The 21,800-nt window shown below is 57.7% G+C and carries 22 protein-coding genes; 11 read left to right on the forward strand and 11 right to left on the reverse strand.

The window, feature by feature from the left end; translation table 11 throughout:
* Positions 1 to 201: 201 nt before the first annotated feature.
* Positions 202 to 879, reverse strand: a complete 678-nt coding sequence (locus FFS21_RS08360; RefSeq protein WP_137924360.1) for a response regulator transcription factor — start codon at positions 877 to 879, stop codon at positions 202 to 204.
* Between the two features lie 2 nt (positions 880 to 881).
* The gene (locus tag FFS21_RS08365; RefSeq protein ID WP_137924361.1) at positions 882 to 2,216 is read right to left on the reverse strand and encodes a sensor histidine kinase; all 1,335 of its coding nucleotides are present in this window, start codon (positions 2,214 to 2,216) and stop codon (positions 882 to 884) included.
* 599 nt (positions 2,217 to 2,815) lie between these two features.
* On the opposite strand from FFS21_RS08365, the gene FFS21_RS08370 reads away from it, so the two are divergent.
* Positions 2,816 to 3,196 carry an EF-hand domain-containing protein gene (locus FFS21_RS08370; RefSeq protein WP_137924362.1) on the forward strand — a complete coding sequence of 127 codons (381 nt, stop codon included), beginning with the start codon at positions 2,816 to 2,818 and terminating at the stop codon, positions 3,194 to 3,196.
* A gap of 58 nt (positions 3,197 to 3,254) precedes the next feature.
* Here FFS21_RS08370 and FFS21_RS08375 read toward each other — a convergent pair whose 3' ends face one another.
* The 7 genes from FFS21_RS08375 to FFS21_RS08405 form a co-directional block, all read right to left on the reverse strand.
* The gene (locus tag FFS21_RS08375) at positions 3,255 to 4,217 is read right to left on the reverse strand and encodes a MipA/OmpV family protein (protein ID WP_137924363.1); all 963 of its coding nucleotides are present in this window, start codon (positions 4,215 to 4,217) and stop codon (positions 3,255 to 3,257) included.
* 127 nt (positions 4,218 to 4,344) lie between these two features.
* Positions 4,345 to 4,578, reverse strand: coding sequence for a hypothetical protein (locus tag FFS21_RS08380; protein WP_137924364.1), 234 nt, complete (start codon positions 4,576 to 4,578; stop codon positions 4,345 to 4,347).
* A 648-nt stretch (positions 4,579 to 5,226) separates the two neighbouring features.
* Complete coding sequence (locus tag FFS21_RS08385) at positions 5,227 to 5,511, reverse strand: YMGG-like glycine zipper-containing protein (RefSeq protein WP_346813000.1); 285 nt, start codon at positions 5,509 to 5,511, stop codon at positions 5,227 to 5,229.
* Positions 5,512 to 6,325: 814 nt separating this feature from the next.
* Positions 6,326 to 7,297, reverse strand: coding sequence for a hypothetical protein (locus FFS21_RS08390; protein ID WP_137924366.1), 972 nt, complete (start codon positions 7,295 to 7,297; stop codon positions 6,326 to 6,328).
* A gap of 165 nt (positions 7,298 to 7,462) precedes the next feature.
* Positions 7,463 to 8,653, reverse strand: coding sequence for a M24 family metallopeptidase (locus FFS21_RS08395; RefSeq protein ID WP_137924367.1), 1,191 nt, complete (start codon positions 8,651 to 8,653; stop codon positions 7,463 to 7,465).
* An 8-nt stretch (positions 8,654 to 8,661) separates the two neighbouring features.
* Positions 8,662 to 9,627 carry a Bug family tripartite tricarboxylate transporter substrate binding protein gene (locus tag FFS21_RS08400; protein ID WP_137924368.1) on the reverse strand — a complete coding sequence of 322 codons (966 nt, stop codon included), beginning with the start codon at positions 9,625 to 9,627 and terminating at the stop codon, positions 8,662 to 8,664.
* A 249-nt stretch (positions 9,628 to 9,876) separates the two neighbouring features.
* Positions 9,877 to 10,488, reverse strand: a complete 612-nt coding sequence (locus tag FFS21_RS08405) for a TetR/AcrR family transcriptional regulator (protein ID WP_137924369.1) — start codon at positions 10,486 to 10,488, stop codon at positions 9,877 to 9,879.
* A 162-nt stretch (positions 10,489 to 10,650) separates the two neighbouring features.
* Here FFS21_RS08405 and FFS21_RS08410 point away from each other — a divergent pair, with 162 nt between their 5' ends.
* From FFS21_RS08410 to FFS21_RS08420, 3 genes are all read left to right on the forward strand, one after another.
* A complete protein-coding gene (locus FFS21_RS08410) occupies positions 10,651 to 11,559 on the forward strand; it encodes a LysR substrate-binding domain-containing protein (protein WP_137924370.1) in 909 nt (302 codons plus the stop codon).
* A gap of 164 nt (positions 11,560 to 11,723) precedes the next feature.
* Positions 11,724 to 13,037 carry an MFS transporter gene (locus FFS21_RS08415; RefSeq protein ID WP_137924371.1) on the forward strand — a complete coding sequence of 438 codons (1,314 nt, stop codon included), beginning with the start codon at positions 11,724 to 11,726 and terminating at the stop codon, positions 13,035 to 13,037.
* A 31-nt stretch (positions 13,038 to 13,068) separates the two neighbouring features.
* The gene (locus FFS21_RS08420; RefSeq protein ID WP_137924395.1) at positions 13,069 to 14,268 is read left to right on the forward strand and encodes a M20 aminoacylase family protein; all 1,200 of its coding nucleotides are present in this window, start codon (positions 13,069 to 13,071) and stop codon (positions 14,266 to 14,268) included.
* Between the two features lie 328 nt (positions 14,269 to 14,596).
* Here the strand turns inward: FFS21_RS08420 and FFS21_RS08425 are convergent, their stop codons facing one another.
* A complete protein-coding gene (locus FFS21_RS08425) occupies positions 14,597 to 15,517 on the reverse strand; it encodes a LysR family transcriptional regulator (protein WP_171020349.1) in 921 nt (306 codons plus the stop codon).
* A gap of 87 nt (positions 15,518 to 15,604) precedes the next feature.
* Between FFS21_RS08425 and FFS21_RS08430 the strand changes: the two genes are divergently transcribed.
* Positions 15,605 to 16,420, forward strand: a complete 816-nt coding sequence (locus FFS21_RS08430; protein WP_212745222.1) for a substrate-binding domain-containing protein — start codon at positions 15,605 to 15,607, stop codon at positions 16,418 to 16,420.
* 26 nt (positions 16,421 to 16,446) lie between these two features.
* Here the strand turns inward: FFS21_RS08430 and FFS21_RS08435 are convergent, their stop codons facing one another.
* Positions 16,447 to 16,893, reverse strand: coding sequence for a YbaK/EbsC family protein (locus FFS21_RS08435; RefSeq protein ID WP_171020350.1), 447 nt, complete (start codon positions 16,891 to 16,893; stop codon positions 16,447 to 16,449).
* A gap of 211 nt (positions 16,894 to 17,104) precedes the next feature.
* On the opposite strand from FFS21_RS08435, the gene FFS21_RS08440 reads away from it, so the two are divergent.
* From FFS21_RS08440 to FFS21_RS08465, 6 genes are all read left to right on the forward strand, one after another.
* Positions 17,105 to 17,668, forward strand: a complete 564-nt coding sequence (locus FFS21_RS08440; RefSeq protein ID WP_137924374.1) for a hypothetical protein — start codon at positions 17,105 to 17,107, stop codon at positions 17,666 to 17,668.
* A 276-nt stretch (positions 17,669 to 17,944) separates the two neighbouring features.
* Entirely contained in the window at positions 17,945 to 18,592 is a 648-nt protein-coding gene (locus FFS21_RS08445; RefSeq protein WP_249359222.1) for an alpha/beta fold hydrolase, read from the forward strand.
* A gap of 425 nt (positions 18,593 to 19,017) precedes the next feature.
* A complete protein-coding gene (locus FFS21_RS08450) occupies positions 19,018 to 19,710 on the forward strand; it encodes a GntR family transcriptional regulator (protein WP_137924376.1) in 693 nt (230 codons plus the stop codon).
* Positions 19,707 to 20,381, forward strand: coding sequence for a polysaccharide deacetylase family protein (locus tag FFS21_RS08455; RefSeq protein WP_137924377.1), 675 nt, complete (start codon positions 19,707 to 19,709; stop codon positions 20,379 to 20,381). The genes FFS21_RS08450 and FFS21_RS08455 overlap by 4 nt, the downstream gene beginning before the upstream one ends.
* The gene (locus FFS21_RS08460; RefSeq protein ID WP_137924378.1) at positions 20,378 to 20,839 is read left to right on the forward strand and encodes a cupin domain-containing protein; all 462 of its coding nucleotides are present in this window, start codon (positions 20,378 to 20,380) and stop codon (positions 20,837 to 20,839) included. The genes FFS21_RS08455 and FFS21_RS08460 overlap by 4 nt, the downstream gene beginning before the upstream one ends.
* Before the next feature lie 86 nt (positions 20,840 to 20,925).
* Positions 20,926 to 21,795: a fumarylacetoacetate hydrolase family protein gene (locus FFS21_RS08465; RefSeq protein WP_137924379.1), complete on the forward strand. Its 870-nt coding sequence runs from the start codon at positions 20,926 to 20,928 to the stop codon at positions 21,793 to 21,795.
* Positions 21,796 to 21,800: the final 5 nt, after the last annotated feature.

The raw sequence follows: 21,800 nt of genomic DNA on the forward strand, positions 1-21,800 counted from the left end.
AAAATGACCCGTCATTCCCGAGGATAACGGGCCTCGAGGACAACGGGCCTCAACTGGCGGGAAAGTCGTAAGCAGGGGTGGCTTACAACTGCTAAAACTATACTGATTGACGGCGGCGCTTGAGAACCACCACTCAGTAGGGCCAATTCCATCGTATCGACGCAATGTTGTCGCAATGTTCGACAGGAAAAAAGACCGCTACTACGATTCAATCGCTTGCATCAAATATCCGAGGCCGCGAATGACGTGTATCTCCACGCGCGCACCGGCTGCATGCAGGGATTTCCTGAGTTTAGAAATATGAGCATCCATAGCATTCGATTGGATATGTTCGTCAAATCCATATACGGACTCAAATAACTTCTCCCTCGTGACAGTCCGTCCGACACGCAGCGCCAACGTCTCCAGAACAAGCAATTGTCTGCGAGGCAAAGGCAATCGTTGCTCGTCGACAAAGGCTTGGCGTGCAACGAAATCAAACGAAAGATTACCAACCGTGAGGGTCGCCATCGGAATCTGAGCCGGTCGCCTTGCAATTGCTCGGATACGAGCGAGCAACTCGTCCATCGCAAATGGCTTAGTAAGATAATCATCCGCTCCGAGATCCAGGCCGACGACACGATCGGCGATGGCTTGCTTTGCAGTCAACATGATGATGGGCAGGTCGGGATAAAGTCCTCGAGCAAACGGAATAAGTTCCGCGCCATCGCCATCTGGCAACTGTCTATCCAGCAGGATCATTCGATAACTATTGAGTTCAAGCGCCGCCTTCGCTAAGACTTTTGATCCAACGATGTCGACAACCATGCCCTGGTCCCGTAAATTTGTGGCCAGAGCATCTGCCATATCCGTGTCGTCTTCTACCACCAGGAGACGCATTTCTAAAACTCCTTTGCAACCGGCAAGCTAACAATAAACGCCGCACCTCCCTTCGGCGCGTCAGAGATTCGTATTGTGCCTCCCAGTGCCAAGATAGTTTCGCGAGCGAGATGCAATCCGAGACCACTTCCGCCGCCTGTCGCATTGAGCCGGTAGAAGGGCTGAAAAACGTTCGTCCGTTCCGCAGGCGGAATGCCTGGGCCGCAATCCATAACTCGAATGACCCCGAACTTGTCGATGCCGATTGTAACCTCGCCAGTTCCACCGCCATGTATCATCGCGTTATGGAGAAGACTGATCATAAGCCTCCTCAATGAACCCGAATCCGCAAGAACACAGATCGCCTTATCGTGGATTTCAACAGAGAATAGGTAACCTGCTTCGACAATGAGCGGAGCCATATCGGACGCAACTTCCCTGCAAATCTCGGTCAGATCCACAATTTTCCGATCTCGGAGGGTCTGTCCTATTCGTTGAAGATCGAGCAACTGCTCTGCCAAATTCTCAAGTCTAGACAAATCTAGCTTCAGACGGTTCTTACCCTCGCTTGGTGGAAAGCTGCTAAGCCTCGTGCCAAGTACTGCGATTGGCATTCGCAACTCATGAGCGGCATCAGCCAGAAAACGCTCTCTCTCATCAGCCGCTTGCCACACTCGCTGCAAAGCCTCGTTGAAGGCGGAGACCAACGGCTGAATCTCGGCAGGAACCGTGGAAATGTCCAGAGTCTTACCCTTGCGTGAAAGGTCAATAGTAAATGCCTCTTCGGCAATCGCCCGCGTGCCGCGTAAGCTTCGATGGATGATCCATGGCGTAACGACCCCTATTGTTATGAAAAGAGGCACGCCAATCCACCCGCCGAAAAGCCGAAGGAGAAAGTAGTAGATTTCGAGAAATCCGCCTTGCGGCACGCCTCCCACCAACGTATGTGTAGTGCCCCACGAGTGTTCTTTGACGACAAGTCGGCTAACCAGGTCGAATGAGCTCATTTTTGTGCTCACTTCCAACTGTCCCAGATTATTTAGCGTCGCACCCAGTACCCGATAGGCATTTGGTACGGGTCCAAATTCCACGGTGCGATGCTTATCGTCTACGGCGATTAACCACGCGCTCCTGCTTTGAGTGAACTCGGCCGGAGCGGCGTTTTGATCGAACACGATTTCACCGCCATTCTCGTGTATTGCTGAAGCGACATCGTCAGCCAGAGATTCCGACATTCGGTATACCGACTTATCAACGAGGACAATGCACATTAATAGCATTGCTGTCGCAAATACTAATGCCTGAGACAAGGATACCTGTGCCGCAAGGCGCACACTCAAATACGGGCTTAATTTCATTTTCAATCGGACTAACTTTGACCCAAAATAACTAATATTCTCGGAATGTCATGACATTACCATAGGCTTGGTTCAATCTCCACGACGAGAAATTTTTCCCGTGCGCAATGTAGCGGCAATGTCGGCAATTTACGATGACTCTGTTTGATGAGCGTCGCACGATGTGATACGTCGCCTCATTTATTCGTCTCAGCAACTCAACACATCAAACTCGGCACATGAGTACATTTTCGAGCACAGCAGCCATGCGTTTGCTGCTGGCCGCTGCAGTCGGCGGCATATTCACGGTTGCGTCACAATCCGCGACAGCAATGACCGAATCTGAGCGTCGGACGGTTGTTGGAGCAGCGATTGGCGCACTAGGAGGTGCACTTGTCTCCGGCGGTGACCTCTGGGCAACCGCAGGCGGCGCGGTAGCTGGCGGGACGATTGGAAACATAACGACGCCCGAGCGGCCTCGCCCCTCTAGATTCCATCAAGACCATGGTCCACATGAATCATGGCATCCAGGTTATCGACCACGGCATCGATACTAACGCCTTGGTTTTTGGCTAACGCATCGACGTTCGCATTATCTCTCCCTCAATCTGATAGAGCCAATGAAAGTAAAACTTCTTTTTCTAGCTATATCGTCTATCGTCACAGCATCGGCGAATGCATTAACGAGCGACCACAGCTCATTTGTCGATAGTGCATTCGCTGCCATGGACACGAACAAGAATGGAAGCATAAGCCGTACGGAATTCTCTGCCGCAATGAAGGCTCGCTTGGATAAACAATCAACCTTGTTCGATCGGGCTTTTTCCGTCGCTGATGCCAACGGTGACGGATTCATCAGCAGAGATGAGGCGAAAGTTAATCCCCAACTAGCGGAGCATTTCGACGAGATCGACGTCGATCGTGATGGACAAGTGTCCAAGCAAGAATTGCGGGCGACGATTCGCGCCGCTCAGTTGAATGAGCTAAAAAATACGAAATAGGGGAAGAGCGGCCTGGTATGTTTAATACGCGGGCTGCTCCCCACTGAATACCAGCGTCTTAGAAGCTATACGACGCTAGCAATGCGCCGCTAAACTGGTTTTGGTTTGCCACTATAGGGCTTTCCGAGACTTTATCTGACAGACGCGAAACTGATGCCCGCGCAGCTAGACTCCAATTTGAGGAAATGGTGTATATGGCACCGACGGAGAAGCCTACCTCAGTCAGTCCAGACCCTGGAGAAAACAGCGGACGTCCTGAATTCAAATGTTGCGAATCGTTGATACCGAACATTGTCTGATTTGCCTGACTCGTACCCCATGTTGCGCTCGGACCAATGGTGATGATGGTCTTGGCGAATGGCGAAAATCTGGCGTCTGCCCCGATACGGAACTGGCTACCCTGGTGTTTTCCGCCGACATCGGAAGTTACAGTGCCAAACGCCGAGTATCTATCGATCGTGTATCTTACGGCTAGGGCCGCACGAGCCGTCTTTTCAATATCTCCCAGACCAGCCAGTCGCGGATCCAACGACTCTTTGCGAAGACTGTAGAGGTCATACGATCCAGCAACAACGACCTGAAGATTATCGCCTCGATAGAGGCGCCAACCGATTCCAAATGGCACGGTGGGCACGGTATCCACAGCGCCCAGGAGAAACCGTCCCTTGGTGGCGCTTATGACTGGAACTACAAGCGCACGTTGACTGTCAGCGCCGGGGTATCTTGTCGTCGAAATTCCGCCTAGGCCAATACTGCCATGCCAAGCATCATCTGCGACTGCGGGTTGTTGCTCGGAGGCATGCACGTAGGGGGCGAAGCCTACGAACGAGGAGATAACGAACGCGGCTGCGGTCTTCTTATGCCAACCATTCATATTGGGATGTTCCGGAAAATTGAGCTGGTAATTCTCACTATCGCCATTGACACATGGCCCTTTAACGATAGGCGTGAGCCCAAGCATGCATCCTGAACATTGTGTAAACATTGCCAGCCATTGCGTGCATTTGTCGAATGCAGCCAATGTATTCACAATACGGGGAGTACTAGATCGGGATTAGTTCTGCTGTCGGAGAACCGCGGAGGCCGGGGCGGAAACTGCGAGCCTTCGTGGAAGACCACAGATCCGCGTGCATACGTCGGTGTCACTTTCAGCATCTCGACGCGTTGCTGTAGATACGTGTCACGACGGCTCGACCTTCCTGCAGCACATTATCGAGAAAGGACAGGACCAGCGCCCCCTCGCCATCCATGACAGCTTCAAAAGGCGTTCTTCCGCTCAGGCTGTCTATTTTGCTATCAGTAATCCAGCGAAATACTACGCTCTGGTCTGGTTCGATGGCAGACGCAAGATCTGCCACTTGCCGCATAATCCGGGCGGACATCGTAGTTCCTACTTTTTTTGAAAATGTGACGGGGTGTAGATCAGTGCGATCCTGTCAGGCATCTTCAATCAAGGACATTGCCGGAACATTACCCCCCGACTCACACTTTCAGATAGCTCACATGCTACGCACGACTCGCTCGCTGTTCAGAGGTAGCTCGGACAGTGCATCTCCGTCAAACTTGATAGGACTTACCCTTGGTGTGGCGACTAATCACTGCGGCACACCGCGATCTAAGTAACGGCTAACTCAGTTGCTCTTCAGCAGCCTAAGCGCCAGAGTAGACTTCCTCTCCCATCACGCCAGGAGGTCGCTGAATCTGACGCAAAGGAACATGCCCGTCGAGAATGAGCAGGTTAGGGACGAGTGATTGAGGACATTCCTCTGCAGCGAACTTCCACCCCGTGCAGCCAGAGCGAAAGCAACTCGTCGAGATCCGCAGGGCTGATTGAACGCCAACAACAAGGTGAGTTGCGAGTCGATCGCCGTGCCGGCACGACGGCGGACATTGAGCAACGTGGGCCAAGGCTGTTCGGATACTTCTAGGATCAGGCGCGTGTCCGGACGAGTTGGCCTTTGCACGAACGATGTGTCCACGCTGGTTCCGGACGCACGCCTAGAGAGTGAGACTGCCAGCGTTAACTGGAACTACCAACGATGGTCACCGCGTCGATCGTGACGATCTGAGTCAGCACTAACAACTCCGACCGTGGCGCCTGCAGCCGCTCCAATCGCAGCTCCTTTCGCCGGATCTCCCCCAGCGAGAGCACTAAGGGCGGCGCCACCCGCCGCACCAATCAACGCCCCTTTGACACCGGCCCTCGCTTCATGGCGATCAACCGCACATCCCGATAGCAAGCCGACGGCGATAGCTATTGCATACAACGCCTTCATGAACTCTCCCAATAGTTGGCGTCTCAATGATCCGCACATAAGTTGCCGACCGCATCAGGCCTTTGTAATTCCACCTTAAAGGACCAAACCGATGCGGCTTCGTAGGCAATTTAGCGGCAGAACGTTGCCTTAACATTGCGCGAGGACGGAGAGTTGATGAGCGTTCGATGCGCATCCCAGTGGCCTAGGCCTAGATGCGCTCCAACGCGTGAGGCACTAGCGTGTGCAGCGCGTATTCCGAGAGAAGTAGCCGGAAGACGCGCGTCGACTGAGCCGGCACAAACGCTGGATGCGTCGAAAAATGATGGCTCCCAGCCGAACCGGTAGGTCATGCGCGACTTCGGCGAGGCCATCCGCCGCGGCGTCAACGACATCGTCCTGACCCCGGAATACCTCCGCAGACGTCCAAGCACGCACTTAGCCCCGCCTGGGCCAGGTGCGTGCTGTTGTGTCACGGAGTCGGTCGCATCAGGAATCCCCGGTGCGTTCGTGGGGGGCTCTGGATGAGAGATCCTTGGGATAATCTAATGTCCGCTGTTGGTCACCAATCCGCCATTCGGTACCGTTTTGGCCAGAGACCGCTTCTGGCCGGTAGCAGCCCGTGGCCACCATGCGATACTCCAATCCGCCAGTCTGATGGGTCTATGTCCCAGAACGGCCAGGAGCGGTCAAACACGCGGGCCATCCACAGCCGCCGGTCGACTACCCGACTCGGCCACGCTCATCACAACGATGTGTGTGGCAAACTACACCCGCGTAGACTCGTTCTGCTTGGCATGCGAAGATTCTTCCGCATTCTCCGGTATATCGAAGCTAATCGACAACTTGAGGGTGCCTGGAGTGCGACCTCTGCTCATTGTGGCGGCTTTTTATAAACGTATTCGCGGGTAATTCCATGAACGGATTGTCCGTCCATCGATCTGAGCGAAAGCCTCATGAACACGGTTCTCTCTGCCGTCGCTTCCGCCTTTGCCGGAATAATGACGTTGACTTTACGTTCCTCTACCTTACCAGGCACAACCATTACATCGGTCAAATGTCGTTCGTAAGATGGAATCTTTCCTTCTGATGCGACGGTTGTCAAAGCCAGATCCATTTGAACGACCTTGGCAGTTTCGTTCTTGATGGATATCGGGACCGTGGCAACATCCCCCTTGGCAACAATCGTACCGATGTCTACGGAAAGCTTTCCAGATTTCAAGTCCTCAAGGACACCGGGCGATGTCCGGAAACTATAGGAAGGAACAACCCAGCCCTGGATCGTTCGCTCGTCGCCTTCACTCGTAATCCCTATCGGATCCTCGATTTTCCGGATCGCATAGTTCAGACCCTGATAGCCCAGATATGCCATCACCGGAATGGCAACAAAGAACGCAATGAGCGAAACCCGCTGCGCTGCAGTGGGTGGGACCTCTTCAAGCTTCGAAACCGTCCGGCCCTTGGTTTCCTTGGAAAGGATCTGAATAATGTCGTCCTTCTTGAAGATACCGTGCTCGACGATAATGAGTGCCGTCACCTCGTCCGATGGGCCGATTCGTGCGACCTTGATACGGTTCTTTTCCGCCACGACGTCCTGGCTGTTCGAGCCCAGAAGTTCGTACGAGTAGGCCGGATTCAACGTGACATCGATCGCTTCTTCGGTTTTGAAGCTGCGATTGAAGATGCTGATCTCAACCAATTGCCCTTTGTCGGTAATATGAGAATAGGAGAACGTGCGGGGGACCAGTGCTACCAGACGAGGTTTTCTAATCCATCCCAGCAGCCCGGCGAGAGTCAAGCCACCTACAATGGTTAGCAAGAAGGAAAGTGGATTAATTTCCGGCATGGGATGTCAGCGTTCCTGAGGAGCCACACAGTATGGCATAAGCGACCATGCCGCCATCGAGTATCCCGCGAACGTCCGCTTTTCACATTGCCGACAGACCGCTTAGGGTCGGGTGCCGCCGGCCAGCGCGAAAATGCGCGGGCCAGAAGCTCAAAATGCTGTGAGTTATCCGACTGTCGCATACGACAGAGTCTTGGGTGTTCGAACGATCACCTCAGGCTCGTCACCCACAATGACCGTGTCATCCAGCCTGAAGCCGCCTAACCCATACACGTATAGCCCCGGCTCGGATGAATAGACCTCGCCCGCCAGCAGGGCCCGCGTATTGAATGCCATGTCTTCCGGATACTCATGCAGCATCAGACCCACCGCGTGGCCCGTCCGGTGGAAAACAAACTCGCCGCAATCAGCAGCTTCGATCACCGCTTGCGCGGCTGCGTCCATATCGCAGACGCGACGACCCACCACAGCAGCGGCTACCGCGGCATCCGTCGCCTGCGCTGCGACGCGGTAGAACTTTGCCTGTTCGTCGGAAGGCTGCCCGCAGAACCACGTCCGCTCATTTTCGACGTAGAGCCCATTCAACCTGGGCAGCACCAGATTGACGATTGTGTCGCCCTTCGCAATACGCGCGGCGCAAGATGCACCGTCTCCATGCGGAGAAGCCGACGCTGCACCCGTCAAGGTCCAGCATTTCAGGATTTCGAAGTCCTCGCCCGGAAACCGCTTGGCCGCTTCTTCGACCATCAGCGCTGCCATGGCGTGGTCCAACTCCTGGACCAGGCGACCAGGACGGATGTTCTCCCTGTACCTGTCCTGCACCCAATCGGTCAGACTCGCCAAGGCCCGCATGTTCTGCAATTCCTCGTCCTGTTTCACCCACCTCAGGCTGCGCATTTCCGCCAGAGCCGGGCGCAATGTCAGCTCGGGAAGGTGGCGCTGAGCCCCGGCAAGAATCGGATGGTTGACGTCCACAGCAATCCGCGACATCCCAAGCCCCTTCTGGCTCAGTAACCCCGCAACCACCTCTGGCAATTGCGATGGGAGCGCTAGCCGGTTGGTCACGCGTGGATGTTCGGTGTAGTAAGTCACATCGGAGAGCCAGACGGTGCCTTTCTCTGCCGCGAACCGCATGTGGTTGGTGGAAAGCTCGTTCATCACGGCGAATGTCTCGCCATTGCGTGGCACGACAACAAAGACCGGCCGCTCCCACGGCCATACATCGAGCTGGAAGTTGGTGGCGTACTGAAAAAAATCTGGCGTACCAAAAACGAGGGCATCGACGCGCAGCCGGTCCATCAGGCGGCGCATCGCCAAAAGACGGTGTTCGTGAACAGCTTTCGTAAGATGAGGCATGGCGTGGTTCAGAGAGAGATGTTGAGGCGGCGAATGATGGGTCCCCATGCGTCGGCGTCCCGCTTCATGTAACGGCCCACTTCAGACGGCGGCCCCTTGATGGCTTCCAGAAACTGGAAGCTCAGTTTTTCCTTGAATTGCGGATCGTCGAGGACGTGGTTGATGTCCGCGTTGATCTTTTGGATGAGTTCCGGGGGTGTCCCAGCCCGTGCCACGATCGCATACCAGCCGGGTACCTCAACGTCGTAACCCAACTCCTTGAACGTCGGTACCGACGGCAAAGCCGCCAGGCGCTTCTCGCCGGTCACGGCCAGCGGGAGCAGCTTCTTGCCTGCGATGAAGGGCCGTACGCCGGCCACGACATTCATCATCACGGGCGTTTGCCCGTTCATCAGGCTGGTCGATCCACCGGTCCCGTTGAACGGTACGTGCTGCATCTGCACGCCGGTGCGTTCGGCAACGAGCTCCATCGCCAGATGAGTGGAGTTTCCTATGCCTCCCGATGCGAAGCTGATCTCTCCCGGGTGCGACTTGGCCTGCCGTACGAAATCTTGGAACGTCTGCACGTGCAGCGATGGCGACGCGACAAAGACGAACGGCGAGTTGGCGAGCATCGCCACTCCGGTCAGATCTTTGGTCGGCGAGTACGGCAGTTTCAGATAGAGAAAGGGATTGAAACTGAGGTTGGACACGCCGGCAAAGAACAGCGTGTAGCCGTCAGCCGGCTGTCCCAGCACGTAAGAGACGGCTAAGGTGCCATTGGCACCCGGCTTGTTCTCCACCACTACTGGCTGTTTCCAGGTCTGCCCGAGCTTCTCGGCCAAAGCGCGCGCCAGTACGTCGTTGCCTGTGCCGCCAGCCTGCGGAACCACTAGTCGGATCGGCTTCGTTGGAAATCCCTGCGCGCAGGCTGCTGCCGTCAGCGCCAGCGACGCCACTGCCACCGCCCATCTGCAAATTTGTTGCACGTTCATATCCCACCTGAGTCGTCATGTCGCCGCTACCAATAGCCACGATGGCGATTAATGTACCATGTGGTACACGATACGGCGAAATTGGGGTTTACGCGAAAGCGTGGGCGAAATCCGAGGCGGGAATGTGACGGGCAGCGGAACCTATATGACTCGGCTACGCTCGGCAAAGGCGCGCTTCGAGACCAAACGATGGGGAAGCACTCGGCGTCTGCACGATGACTATCGCGACAACGGGCCGGTCACCCAGAGCTATTTTTTCTTCGTCGACTTGCTGGGTGCGGCCATCTTGCTAGCGAAATACTTTAGCGCTGCCGTAGTGCCCTTGCGGTCGCCAGTTGTGATCAGGTCGAGCAGCAGACCGCGAATCGTGGCCACTTCGACGCGCGCGAACAACCGCGCCTCGTCCGCGTCGATCTCCATGGCCTGCTGCAATCGCTCGGCAATCACCGCCGTCCAACTGCCGATGACATCATCCAGGAAGTCACTGAAGCGTTCGCGATCCCGGATGGCTCTGCCATAGATCTCAAACAGCAACTGCATGATCGGGAGGTAGTTCGACGCGGAATAGCGGTCCCATGCCCCAACCATGGCAGCCTCTGCGTCCAGCCCCTCGACCAGCATTTTCTCGCGCGCTTGCTGCTCTGCATGGCGCACGCGAAACAGCAACATCTGCCAAAAGCCGTCGGCAGAGCCAAAATAGTAGATCAACATGCGATGGCTGGTACCGAGGGCATCCGCTACGCTTCGCAACGACAGATCGCCTAGGCCGTTCTCGAGAACATGGGCAGTTGCCGCATCCAGCAATTGGAGGGCTTGCTCGCTGGTCGAGCGGTCAGTCGCCGTGCCTTTGGTTCTTGGCATGCTTCGCTTTGGGTGTCAGGAAACACTGGAAAGCTCAGAATGTACCACGCAGTACAGTGACAAAAGCGCGTGGTTGTTCGGCAGCATTCGGGTGTCCGCCATTGAGCCATCGATCTAGAATGCCGATTTTCCGCATCCGGCTGGCGGAGTCTGGAATCCACCATGAAACTCCATCAATTGCGCGCTCTTGCCGCGGTTGCCGAGACCGGCAGCATCCAAGAGGCTTCCCGCGTGTTGCATGTCACCCAACCCGCGTTAAGCAAGGCCATCAAAGAGCTTGAGGCCAGTGTCGGAGCCACACTTTTCGTGCGCAGCAGCAAAGGGGTTCAACTTACCCCAACTGGTCAACGGCTGGTAACTCACGCCCGATTGATCGGCGAGAACGTGCGCCGGGCACGCCAGGATATCGAGGACATGCAAGGGGTCGTCGCTAGTGACATCGTCGTCGGCGTGACACCGGTGACCGCCCTGCTGCGCTCAGTGGGTGCCTGCCTGACCGCGTTCCGACGCGACCATCCGCACGCGCGGCTTCGGGTTCTCGAAATGCGCCCCGCCCAGTTGCTCGAACAACTCCGCGAAGGCACGCTCGACTTCACTCTTACCTCGCAGTCGCTGCCGGTGGATCGCGGACTTGATTGTACCGAGGCCTGCCGCGTGCCGACACTCATTGGCGGTCGCAAGGGCCATGCGCTTCGCGCGGTGCGATCGCTACGAGACCTCCTCGATGCAGACTGGATGGTGCTCGATCCTCTTGGCGACCCACATAGTCCTCTACACCGACTCTTTACCGAAAATGGCCTGCCGTTGCCAGAACGCGTGGTCGAATGCAACTCGATGACCCTGGCCCTCGAGATGAGCCGGCTCGATGACACCCTGCTGTTGCTTTCAGAAGAATCTCGCCGCAGCCGTTTCCTGGTAGAGACGATGGATTTTCTCGACGTCGTCGAACCGATGCCAGACCGCACCATTTCCCTAGTGGCACGTGATCGGCACACACTGACTTTTGCTGCCTCGCGCCTGCACGATGCCCTGTTAACGGCGCTACGCGCCGACTTTCCACCGTCCTCCTGAGCTCTCCGGGGTATGCGCCGCGGCGATTACCAAAGTTTATACCCATGAAAAAAAGCGGCGTGCTTTGTGGCGTCGCGGCTCCTAACATCGTCCGAACCAGCACATAACGATGACAAAAGGCGGCGCACTTGCGACCGCCGGGACGCAGTACCACGAGGAGCCTCATGAACGAAGCCAGTCTTCCGCTGGGCAGCGATGCCACGGCGGGCCCCCACACGTCCTCTGCTCAGGTCACTGGCACGCGCAAGCATCGCGCCGTCGTGGCCGCCGCCATCGGCAACGGCCTCGAAATCTATGATTTCACGGTCTACAGCTTCTTCGCCGCCATCATAGGTCGGTTGTTCTTTCCGACGAGCAGTCCGATGGCGTCGTTGCTGCTGTCGTTCGCCACGTTTGGCATTGGATTTGTCATGCGACCGTTGGGTGCTGTGCTGATCGGCGGCATGGCAGACAAGCGGGGTCGCAAAGCCGCGCTGACGCTCACCATTGGCTTGATGACCGTGGGTACCGCACTGATCGCCTTTACACCCTCGTACGCCAGTATTGGCGTGAGCGCCACCGTGCTCGTGGTCCTTGGGCGGCTGCTGCAGGGCCTGTCGGCTGGCGGAGAGGTCGGCGCGGCGTCGGCCTTGCTGATGGAGTCAGCCAATCAAGGCCGGCGTTGCTTCTTGGCGAGCTGGCAGGCCGCGACGCAAGGGGCCGCCGCGTTGCTCGGCGCCCTGACGGGGGCGGCAGTCTCGGGATCGCTGAGTGCCGAGGCACTGCAGTCTTGGGGCTGGCGGGTACCGTTCATCATTGGGCTGCTGATTGCCCCAGTGGGAATCTACATCCGTCGCCACCTCGAAGAAACCCACACGGAAACACGCGAGCACGCGAGCTTGCGCGCCGTGATCCGCGAACATGGTCGCACCCTCCTGCTGGGCATCTTGCTGATGACCAGCAGCACCTCGTCGATGTACATCATGGTGTTCTACATGCCGACGTACCTCGTCAACACCTTGCACATGCCGCAAGTCACTGCATTTCTTGCCGCATGCGTGGCGGGGGCGACCATGCTGATCATGGCGCCGCTGTTCGGCCGCCTGGCAGACCGCCTGCCGCGTCGCAAGCCGCTGCTGATTGCCAATAGCATCGTATCGATGTGCCTGTTGATTCCGAACTTCGCACTCCTCTCGTCGGGGCCGGGGCTAGCGCTGACGCTGTGTTGCATTGCACTGTCGGTCACGATCGGTTCGGTGGGCAGCGGCGCCGGCGCTGCGATGATGATGGAGGCGCTTCCCCGCCATCACCGCGCGACAGGCATGTCGATCATGTACAGCGTGGGTGTGACCGTCTTCGGTGGCTTTGCCCCTCTGATTGTCACATGGTTGATCGCCACCACAGGGAGCCCCCTGGCGCCAGCAGGTTATTTATTCTGCGCCATTGTCATCAGCTTTGTCGCCTTGCTGCTGTTCCCGAGCCATCCCAACCGCGAATAAGCACACGATGAACCAGAACACTTTGAACTCCATGGCCGACGCTGCTTCTCTCTCCGTATCCAGCGCGCTGGCAGATGCCGCCGAGCGTTTCTCGCGCCTGCGTCAAGACATTCATGCGCACCCAGAGTTGGGGGCCGACGTGCCGCGAACCGCCGGCATCGTCGCAAACTTGTTGCGCGAGTGGGGATACGACGTTTATACCGGCATTGGCGGCCACGGTATCGTCGCGCAGTTGAAAGTCGGCGACGGCAAGCGAAGCATCGGCATGCGCGCGGATATGGATGCCCTACCGCTCCAGGAACGCACGGGGCTGCCTTATGCAAGTCAGATACCCGGCCATATGCATGCATGCGGTCACGACGGCCACACGGCCACACTCCTGGCGGCGGCCGAGTATCTGGCGACAACGCGGCAGTTTGATGGCACACTGAACTTGATCTTCCAACCCGATGAAGAAGGCATGACTGGCGCGCTGTCGATGATGGAAGATGGTCTGTTCGACCGATTTCCCTGCGACGCCATCTACGCGTATCACAACGCACCGGGACTGCCCGTGGGTATGGCCGTCGTGCAACCCGGCCCCCAAGGCGGATCGTCGGACCGTGTGACGGTGACGTTCCGAGGAAAAGGCGGTCACGGCGCGATCCCGCACCGCGCCACGGATCCCACTCTCGCGTTGGCGTTGACGGTAGTGGCGCTGCAGGGAATCGTGTCACGCAACGTGGCGCCTGTCGATGCCGGGGTGATTAGCGTCGGACAAATCGAAGCGGGTACCACTTACAACATCATCCCGGAATTCGCTACACTGAAGTTGAGTGTGCGGGCTACTGTCCCTGCTGTGCGGGAGCTGCTCGAGCAGCGCATCCGCGAAGTGGTTACGTACCAGGCGGCGTCGTGCGGCGTGACCGCAGAGATCGAGTACCAGCACCTGGTACCGGCCATCTGCAATGCGCAGACCGAAGCAGCGATCGCTCGCGCGGCGGTGGCGAGTGTGCTAGGGGCGGACAAAGTCATTCAAGTTCCACCGTCGACGCAAATGGGCAGCGAAGACTTCGCATGGATGCTGGAGAAAGTACCAGGCTGCTACTTCGTGCTCGGCAACGGCACCGGACAGTGGGTCGGGTGCTCAGTGCACAACGATGGCTATGATTTCAACGACGCGTTGATACCCTTGGGCGCGGCGTGTTGGGTAGCACTCGTGCAGGGGTATCTCATCACAGACGATACCTGAGTTGCCTATCCACGGCGATACGTTCAGGTGGTGTTATGCAAGGCGCTAAGGGTCGTTAGTCGAATCAGCCCCCTGGCAAATCTCTGGCCGCGTACGCCCAAGGCAGAGATCGGCCACTCTCTGTCATTTCTGCCCCTTGAGCGAGCGTCTGCTATACAACGTCTGAGCGACATTGACACGGACTATGCGCAGCCTCAGCATGCCCGCTCTCCAGCGACATTGATTGCGTAGTGCCACCGAAAATTCGTCGGAAAGCCACGATACATCGGCTCGAAACGTACCGTGTCATGCCGCGGTGAAGGCTTCGGTCTAGCTGCCAGCACCCCGCCTACTTGCCCTGAACGGTCTTCAACGCCCGTCGAAGTGAAAGTTCAACAGACGTTCGGAATGCTGCCGCTTGCGGAGACAGCCGTTTTGCAGGATTGCTTACGATCCCGATCGTCCTGGCGAGCGCGAAGTCCGACAGTTTTAGCACCCTGATATTCGTATTGCGTGTTGGCATGGCGAGTCTTGGCAACAGCGCGATGCCCAGGCCTGCCTCGACGAGTGCCAGAAGCGAGGCGATATGCGCTGCCTCATGTGTATATGGGAGGTAGATCCCGAGATCCGCCAGCGCGCGATTGACTAGCTGTCGATTTCCGCTAGTCCTTCCTAGCGCAATCCAGTTTTCGTTGCCAAGAGATGCCAGGCGAACGCTCCGCCGCCTGGCAAGGTTATGGCTTCTGACGACGACCAGAACGAAGGGATCCTCAACTACCGGATCGAAGACAAGCTCGGCAATAGGTTCCGGCAGGAAAGCGACGCCAAAATCCGCCTCGCCGTCCCGGACCTTGGCAATGGCGATCGTTGCCGAATCGTCGATCACGCGCACCTTGATTCCAGGAAGGCTTTCTTCGGCGGCATGCAGCGCGTCAGGAATTACCCCTAACGCCACAGAAGGAATGCAGGACACGGTAATTCGTTCGGACGATCCCGCCGCATTTCGTGCCACCTGGAATGCCGCCGCATCGAGGTCGTCCAAGGCTGCCTGGGCCCTGTCCCTGAATGAAGCCCCTATCTCCGTCAGTCGCACCGAGCGCGACGTGCGCTCGAGCAGCCGCGCGCCCAGACGCTCTTCCAGGAGCTCCACCCGTCGGCTTAGCGCCGGAGCGGAGAGGCAGAGCTCTTCCGCTGCCCGTCGAAAGCTCGATCTGTCGGCAACCTCGAGAAATGCCCGAAGCTGATTCAAATCCAGATCATTTTGTTTCATGGAATGATCCTTGCAAAGATTGCAATAGTCAAAACGGCGATGTGCGGCGAGTATAGATGGCGCCCAAAACCTTGCCATAGAGATGAGATGAAACAGAACCTCACATCGCGCCCGGACCACCGGACCGCCGCCCGGATCACCGGCGCCATGCTCACAGGAGTCGCACTCCTCCTGCCCAGCCTCGCACATGCAAGCGGCCTTCTCGCCGTTACGTCCGGAGGATTCGCCGAGGCGTCCAAGGAGCTTTCCAGTCGCTACAACAAAGAGAACCCCTCTGCTCCAGTGACGCTCTCCTTCGGACCCTCCATGGGCAAGACCGACAACGCGATCCCGGCACGTTTGGCACGTGAGGAACCGATCGACGTTGTCATCATGGTTGGTGGCGCACTGGACAAGTTGATGGATAGCGGCAAGCTCGAACCCGGCAGCAAAGTCGTTCTCGCCAATTCGAAAATTGCGTGTGCCGTGCCCGCCGGCAAGCCCCGCCCCGATCTCCGCACCGTAGCATCCGTGCGTCAGGCCTTTCTCGACGCACCCTCCATCGCATGGTCCGATAGTGCGAGCGGTGAATACATTCAAGGCGAGCTGCTCTCTCGCCTTGGCATCGAGACGGAAGTAAAAAGGAAAGGCAAGCAAATCCCCGCAACGCCGGTGGGAGAGATCCTGGCCAAGGGGGAAGCCTCGTTTGGATGCCAGCAACACAGTGAATTGCAGCCCGTGCATGGCATCGACATCGTCGGTGAACTGCCAGACGAACTTCAGCGCGTCACACCCTACGCTGCCGCTATCGTGAAGGGCAGCAAGCACAGTGCCGAGGCCACGGCATTCATCCAGTATCTGGCAGCGCCATCCAACGGAAAATTCATCAAGGCCAGTGGACTGACACCGCTTGCCGAAAAATGACGCTTTGCAGCGCGCTCGACCGCCGGCTAGAACGGCGCGGCGTGTCGGCCCGGTCGAACGGGACAGCGGAGACCTGTCCTAAGCGCAAAGCGGTTGCAGCTTGGGCTGTGCAATCCGCGGAGTTCAACACGATCGACGTCTAGGCGACCGGCGTTGAATGCAATTTCGCTGACGCTGTCAGTCAGTTGCGGGTCCACGATCAAATCAATCCGGGAGGAGAAGGTGAACGGCGGGATGGCGCCGATGACGCACCCGGTCTCCCGCTGCGCTTCTTCTGCAGACGCCAGCGTCGCCTTCTTGAAGAATGTTCGCCATGCGGCCATTGTTGTTACGGCCCGAACATGAAGCGCAGTCGAATGGCTGGAGCACGTCAGATGGTTGCCATCGATCGAGGCATTGCCGAGCGTCGCAGAAGGGTCGGTCAGAGCCGGCGGGCCGTGACTGCCATCATCCGACAGGCCGAGTCCGGCCATGAGCGCTCACCCGGAATGCGCACTTGAATGACTGCTTCGAGTTGGGTGCATGGCACCTCACTGTGCAAACCGCCTTGCTAACGGTGAAGCGACAGCCTCGCGCATTCCAGACGCGTTCGAGAGCCCGCCACTCAGTCCAACTGAGGCCTTCCATTAGCTTCGGCGTTCGGCCAACATGTGGCATGCCGCGCAGTACGGAAAATTTGACAATATGAAGAAACGAGCCATCGCCGGAGCCACAGTCTCTCTTGCTCTCCTAACGTCGGCCAGTGCCACAACATCACAGGACAGCATTCATTACGAATCACCATGGGAGTTGGTCGGTGCTGCCCTGATTCGACCGAGAGCGGTGGAGAAGATCCTCGTAGATACCGGCACCACTTGCGCGAAGCTAAAACCAACCTTGGCGCCGCTCGCGGCTGAGGCGTTAGAGGGCTGGCATTCGCGGAACGGCCCGTATCTTCTCCGCTCCGCGCACTACCGCAAGGATCTCCAGAAAACGATCGAAGCCAAGCCCGACTCGGAGCAGAGCCGTGGGCTACGGCAGCTCGTCGGTCCTGAGGTCGATAGCATTGTGCTGTCCCTTGCAGACAGAACCGTGGGCGGCTTCAAGAAAGACCTCGACGACAACCCGGCCGCCGGCGAGCAGTTGTGCAGGGGGTATCTCGGAGGGGCGAAGGATGGAAAGCTGGATCTCAAAATTCGCGACCCAGAGGTAGCCCAGTTTCTAGACAAAGTTTCGGTTCAGCCCAGCCCTTCGACGGGGCAGCAATGACAAGACGCCATCCATGCGAGATTTCACCCTCCCGCTTTTCCTGGCTCTTCTGTGGGAGGGCTTTGGCTCAGAACGTTCACGCGCTACGAATCGCAGGGTGAGATGAATGGCGCGGCGCAGTCGGGTCAGCTCAGTTATCCACTGGGGCTCCGTCGACCGCCCCTCGGGTCGATGGCGGCCTTACGCAGTGCAGGATGAATCGTGGATCTCCGGCCAATACAGGAGCGTTGATTGCTACCCCTTATATTCTTACCCGCCATGCCATGCGACGAACGTATGTATTCCGCGCAGGTTTCTGGTCTATCAGACCTGACAGAGTGCAGAGTCATGGTGGTAGCGGCTCCATCGTTTGACGCGAGTGCAGAACACTTGCTGGCCAGTATCAACGGCAGATTTATCATCGCCGGCACTGCCTATGGTGGGTGCCTTGCGATTGAGACCGCCATTCGCGCCCCAGAGCGCGTCGCTGGGTTGTGGTTGATGAATTGCAATCCGGGCGCGCACCCTGACCTCAATGCAGTTCGACAGACCAGCCTTCGGCTTCGAAGCGGGCATCTAGATCAGGTGCTGGAAGAGTTCGCCACTGCGGCGATACCGGATACAGCAGCGCATTGCCGTACCGCGTTTATGGAGATGGGAAGAGACATCGGCGCGGACGTGTTCGCTCGTCAGTCAGATGCTGCCCTTACCCGAAGGGATCACTGGGATAAGCTGAGTTCCATCGCCGCCCCGACCCTTCTTATATGGGGAATGGCGGATAAGTTTCTCCACAGCGAGATTGGAGAGAAGATGGCGACGCTTATGCCGAACGCCCAACTCGAGCTGTTGGAAGGATGTGGTCATTTCCCTTCTCTGGAGCAGCCCCGGCTGACGACCGCGCTGGCTCGAAACTGGCTGCTAAGACACCAACAAACGTTGACATGATCCATTTGGTCAGATCGAAGGCAGCGATCGGCCAGAAGGCGACACTGCCATGTTGGGTGACGGACGGCCGGAACCCGGCCCATTTCTGCCCTCAATCGCTGGAAAAATTCGCCCTTTGAAACGGTCGGCAATCTATTGCTTTAGGCAGTGGCAACGTTCGACGACTTCGCTATCGGATGTCTAGCGAAAAAAGTGAATAGTGTTGCCAAGGGGGCATTCAGTGGGCGTGAGCCCATGCAATGCCCTCCGGTCGTCCAACCACGATTCGCCTTGTTTCTTCAAGCGTTTCCAGTACGGCTCCTGTCTTCACACTGACGACACGCCCCTGAAGAGCAGGTAGGCGGGTAAACCCCATGTCATACAAATCTCGACTTTTTGATATTTTGTCGCCAAAATAGATTGCATCGTTTGGCACAGAATATTCCATGTCCACTACAAGCCTTAGCCCCAAAAGTCAGACGCTGGCCGTCTTCGAATCGATTCGTGGAGAAATCCTGGATGCCCGCGTGGAGCCAGGGAGTCGGCTGCACGTGGCATCGCTGGTGGATCGTTACGGTGTGAGTCAAAGCGCGGTGCGAGAGGCGTTGTCCCGCCTCGTCGCCGACGGGTTGGCGATTGCGCTGGACCAGAAAGGTTTTCGGGTCGCGCCTGTCTCCATTGCCGACCTTCATGACCTGACCGAATCGCGGATCGAGATGGAATGCGTGTCTCTACGCCGGTCGATCGAGCGAGGGGATGCCGCCTGGGAGGCGCGCGTACTGGCGGCCTATCACGAACTGTCGAGGTCGACGCCCGTTGCCGTGGCGGAGTTGCAAGGCACCATGCTTCCATGGGCTGTCCTTCATCGCAGGTTCCATAACGCGCTTGTGAGTGCTGCCGGATCGGATTGGCTGGAGCGCTTCCGGGAGATCATGTTCGACCAGTCAGAGCGATATCGCATGCTTTCCGTCTCGCATCCCGTGGGGCCGCGCGATGTGAACGCCGAACACCGTGCCCTGATGGACGCTGCGTTGGAGCGCAACGTCGACAAGGTCAACGAACTCGTGGCCGCCCATTTCCGCGAGACCGCCAACGTGGTTACCGCGGCGATGGAACAACGGGCGAAGGATGCTGAATGAGCCAGATAACGCTCACCTTCGACAACGGTCCGACCGAAGCCGTCACGCCTTGGGTACTAGATGTACTCGCGAAGTACGACATCCGATCCACGTTCTTCGTGCTCGGCAAGAACATCGAAGAGCCAAGCAATCGTGCCCTGATGCACAGGGCACGCGAAGAAGGACACTGGATCGGCAATCACACCTTCACGCACGAGGTGCCGCTGGGGAAGTCCACCGTCGAGTCCGTCTGCGACGACGAGATCGGCAGGACGCAATCGTTGATCGGCGGCGCTGCACATCCTGACAAGTTGTTCCGGCCTTTCGGCGGCGGCGGCATCCTCGGACCTCATTTGCTGAGTCCGGCTGCCTGCACGTATCTCGAAGCAGGCGGCTACACCTGCGTGCTCTGGAATTCGATTTCACGCGACTGGGAGGATCCGGACGGATGGGTGGACACCGCTCTGCAGCAATGCGCGCACCTTGAAAACGCTCTAACGGTCCTCCACGACTACGAAACCGGTGCGATGCGCATTCTCGAGCGCTTCATCGTACGGGCACTCGAAAGAGGTGACTCGTTCCAGCAGGCATTCCCACCTGCCTGTGTGCCGATGCACCGGGGTGTCCGGATGCTTCCCATGGATTCATTTGTCTGTACGCCGGTGCGAGCCACCGAAGGAGATCATCAATGAGCACCGAACAAATGACGGGCGGAATCATCGTGACGCCCGATGAAGCGACGCCCATCCAGCCGTTCGGCCTTGATATGCGCGTACTGCTAAGTAGCGAAGCCACCGGCGGCACGATCTCGGTCATCATGGCATCCCACAAGCCCGGTGAGGGCCCTCCCGACCACCTGCATCACATGCAGGAAGAGTGTTTCTTCATTGTCGAAGGCACCTATGAACTGACAGCGGGAGACGTCACGCGCACGGTCGGACCCGGCACGATCGTGTACCTGCCGCGCGGTGTTGTGCACAGCTTCAAGAATGTCGGTACGACAGTTGCCCGAATGCTCGACTGGAGTGTTCCAGGCGGACAGGATCGTTACTTCACCGAGATTTCCAACCGGGCCGGAACAGGCTTCGCTGGCGCAAATATCGCGCAAATCAGCGAGAAGCACGACACCCACTTCCCGGCCTCGCACTAATCCTCCTCACGATTTAATTCTCGCCCCCGGAGACACTGATCGTGTGTCCGGGCGGGAAAACTCACGCCCAGAAAATAGGAAAGCTCATGCGATTCGTCACTTTCAAGACACGCACAAATGCACGACCGTCCCTTGCCGTGCGTACTCCGGAAGGCTTGCGCGCCCTCAATGGTTTCGATGCCCCTCGCGTCCCCCAATGTCTCCAGACCCTACTCGCCCTGGGCCCCTCCGCAATGCGCGAGGCGGCTGCAGTCATCGCTCAGTTGGGCGAGCCGGTCGACATGGACCAGATCGTCTATCTCTCTCCGATACTCGCGCCGTCGAAGATCATCTGCGTGGGCCTTAACTATCTTGACCACACGAAGGAAAGCAACTTCGAGCAACCCGCCTACCCCACCCTTTTTCTTCGTGTCGCGTCGAGCTTTGTTGGGCACGACGACGCATTGATCAGACCCAGGTGCTCCGAGCAGTTCGACTACGAAGGGGAATTGGTCGCATTCATCGGGAAGGCGGGCAAGCACATCCCGAAATCGTCGGCTCTTGATCATGTCGCCGGTTACGCCGTGTCAAATGAAGGGTCGGTGCGCGACTATCAATTCAAATCGCCGCAGTGGACGGTAGGCAAGAACTTCGATAGGTCCGGCTCGATTGGGCCCGAGTTCGTTTCCGCAGATGAAGTGCCCCTGGGCGGCGCCGGGCTGAGAATCGAAACGCGACTCAATGGAAAGACGGTGCAATCGTCAAATACTTCGGACATGGTCTTCGACACGGCGACGGTCATCTCGCTCGTCAGCGAGGCAATGTCACTGGCGCCTGGCGACACCATCCTGATGGGCACGCCGGCCGGCGTCGGCCTTGCGCGCAAGCCTCCGCTGTACATGAAGCCTGGAGATATCGCCGAAGTCGAAGTGGAAGGTGTCGGCCTGCTGCGTAACGCTGTGGCCGACGAGGAATAGTCGCC

Origin of the sequence: Cupriavidus sp. 2SB (assembly GCF_005503625.1) — a bacterium.
Taxonomy (GTDB): Bacteria; Pseudomonadota; Gammaproteobacteria; order Burkholderiales; family Burkholderiaceae; genus Cupriavidus.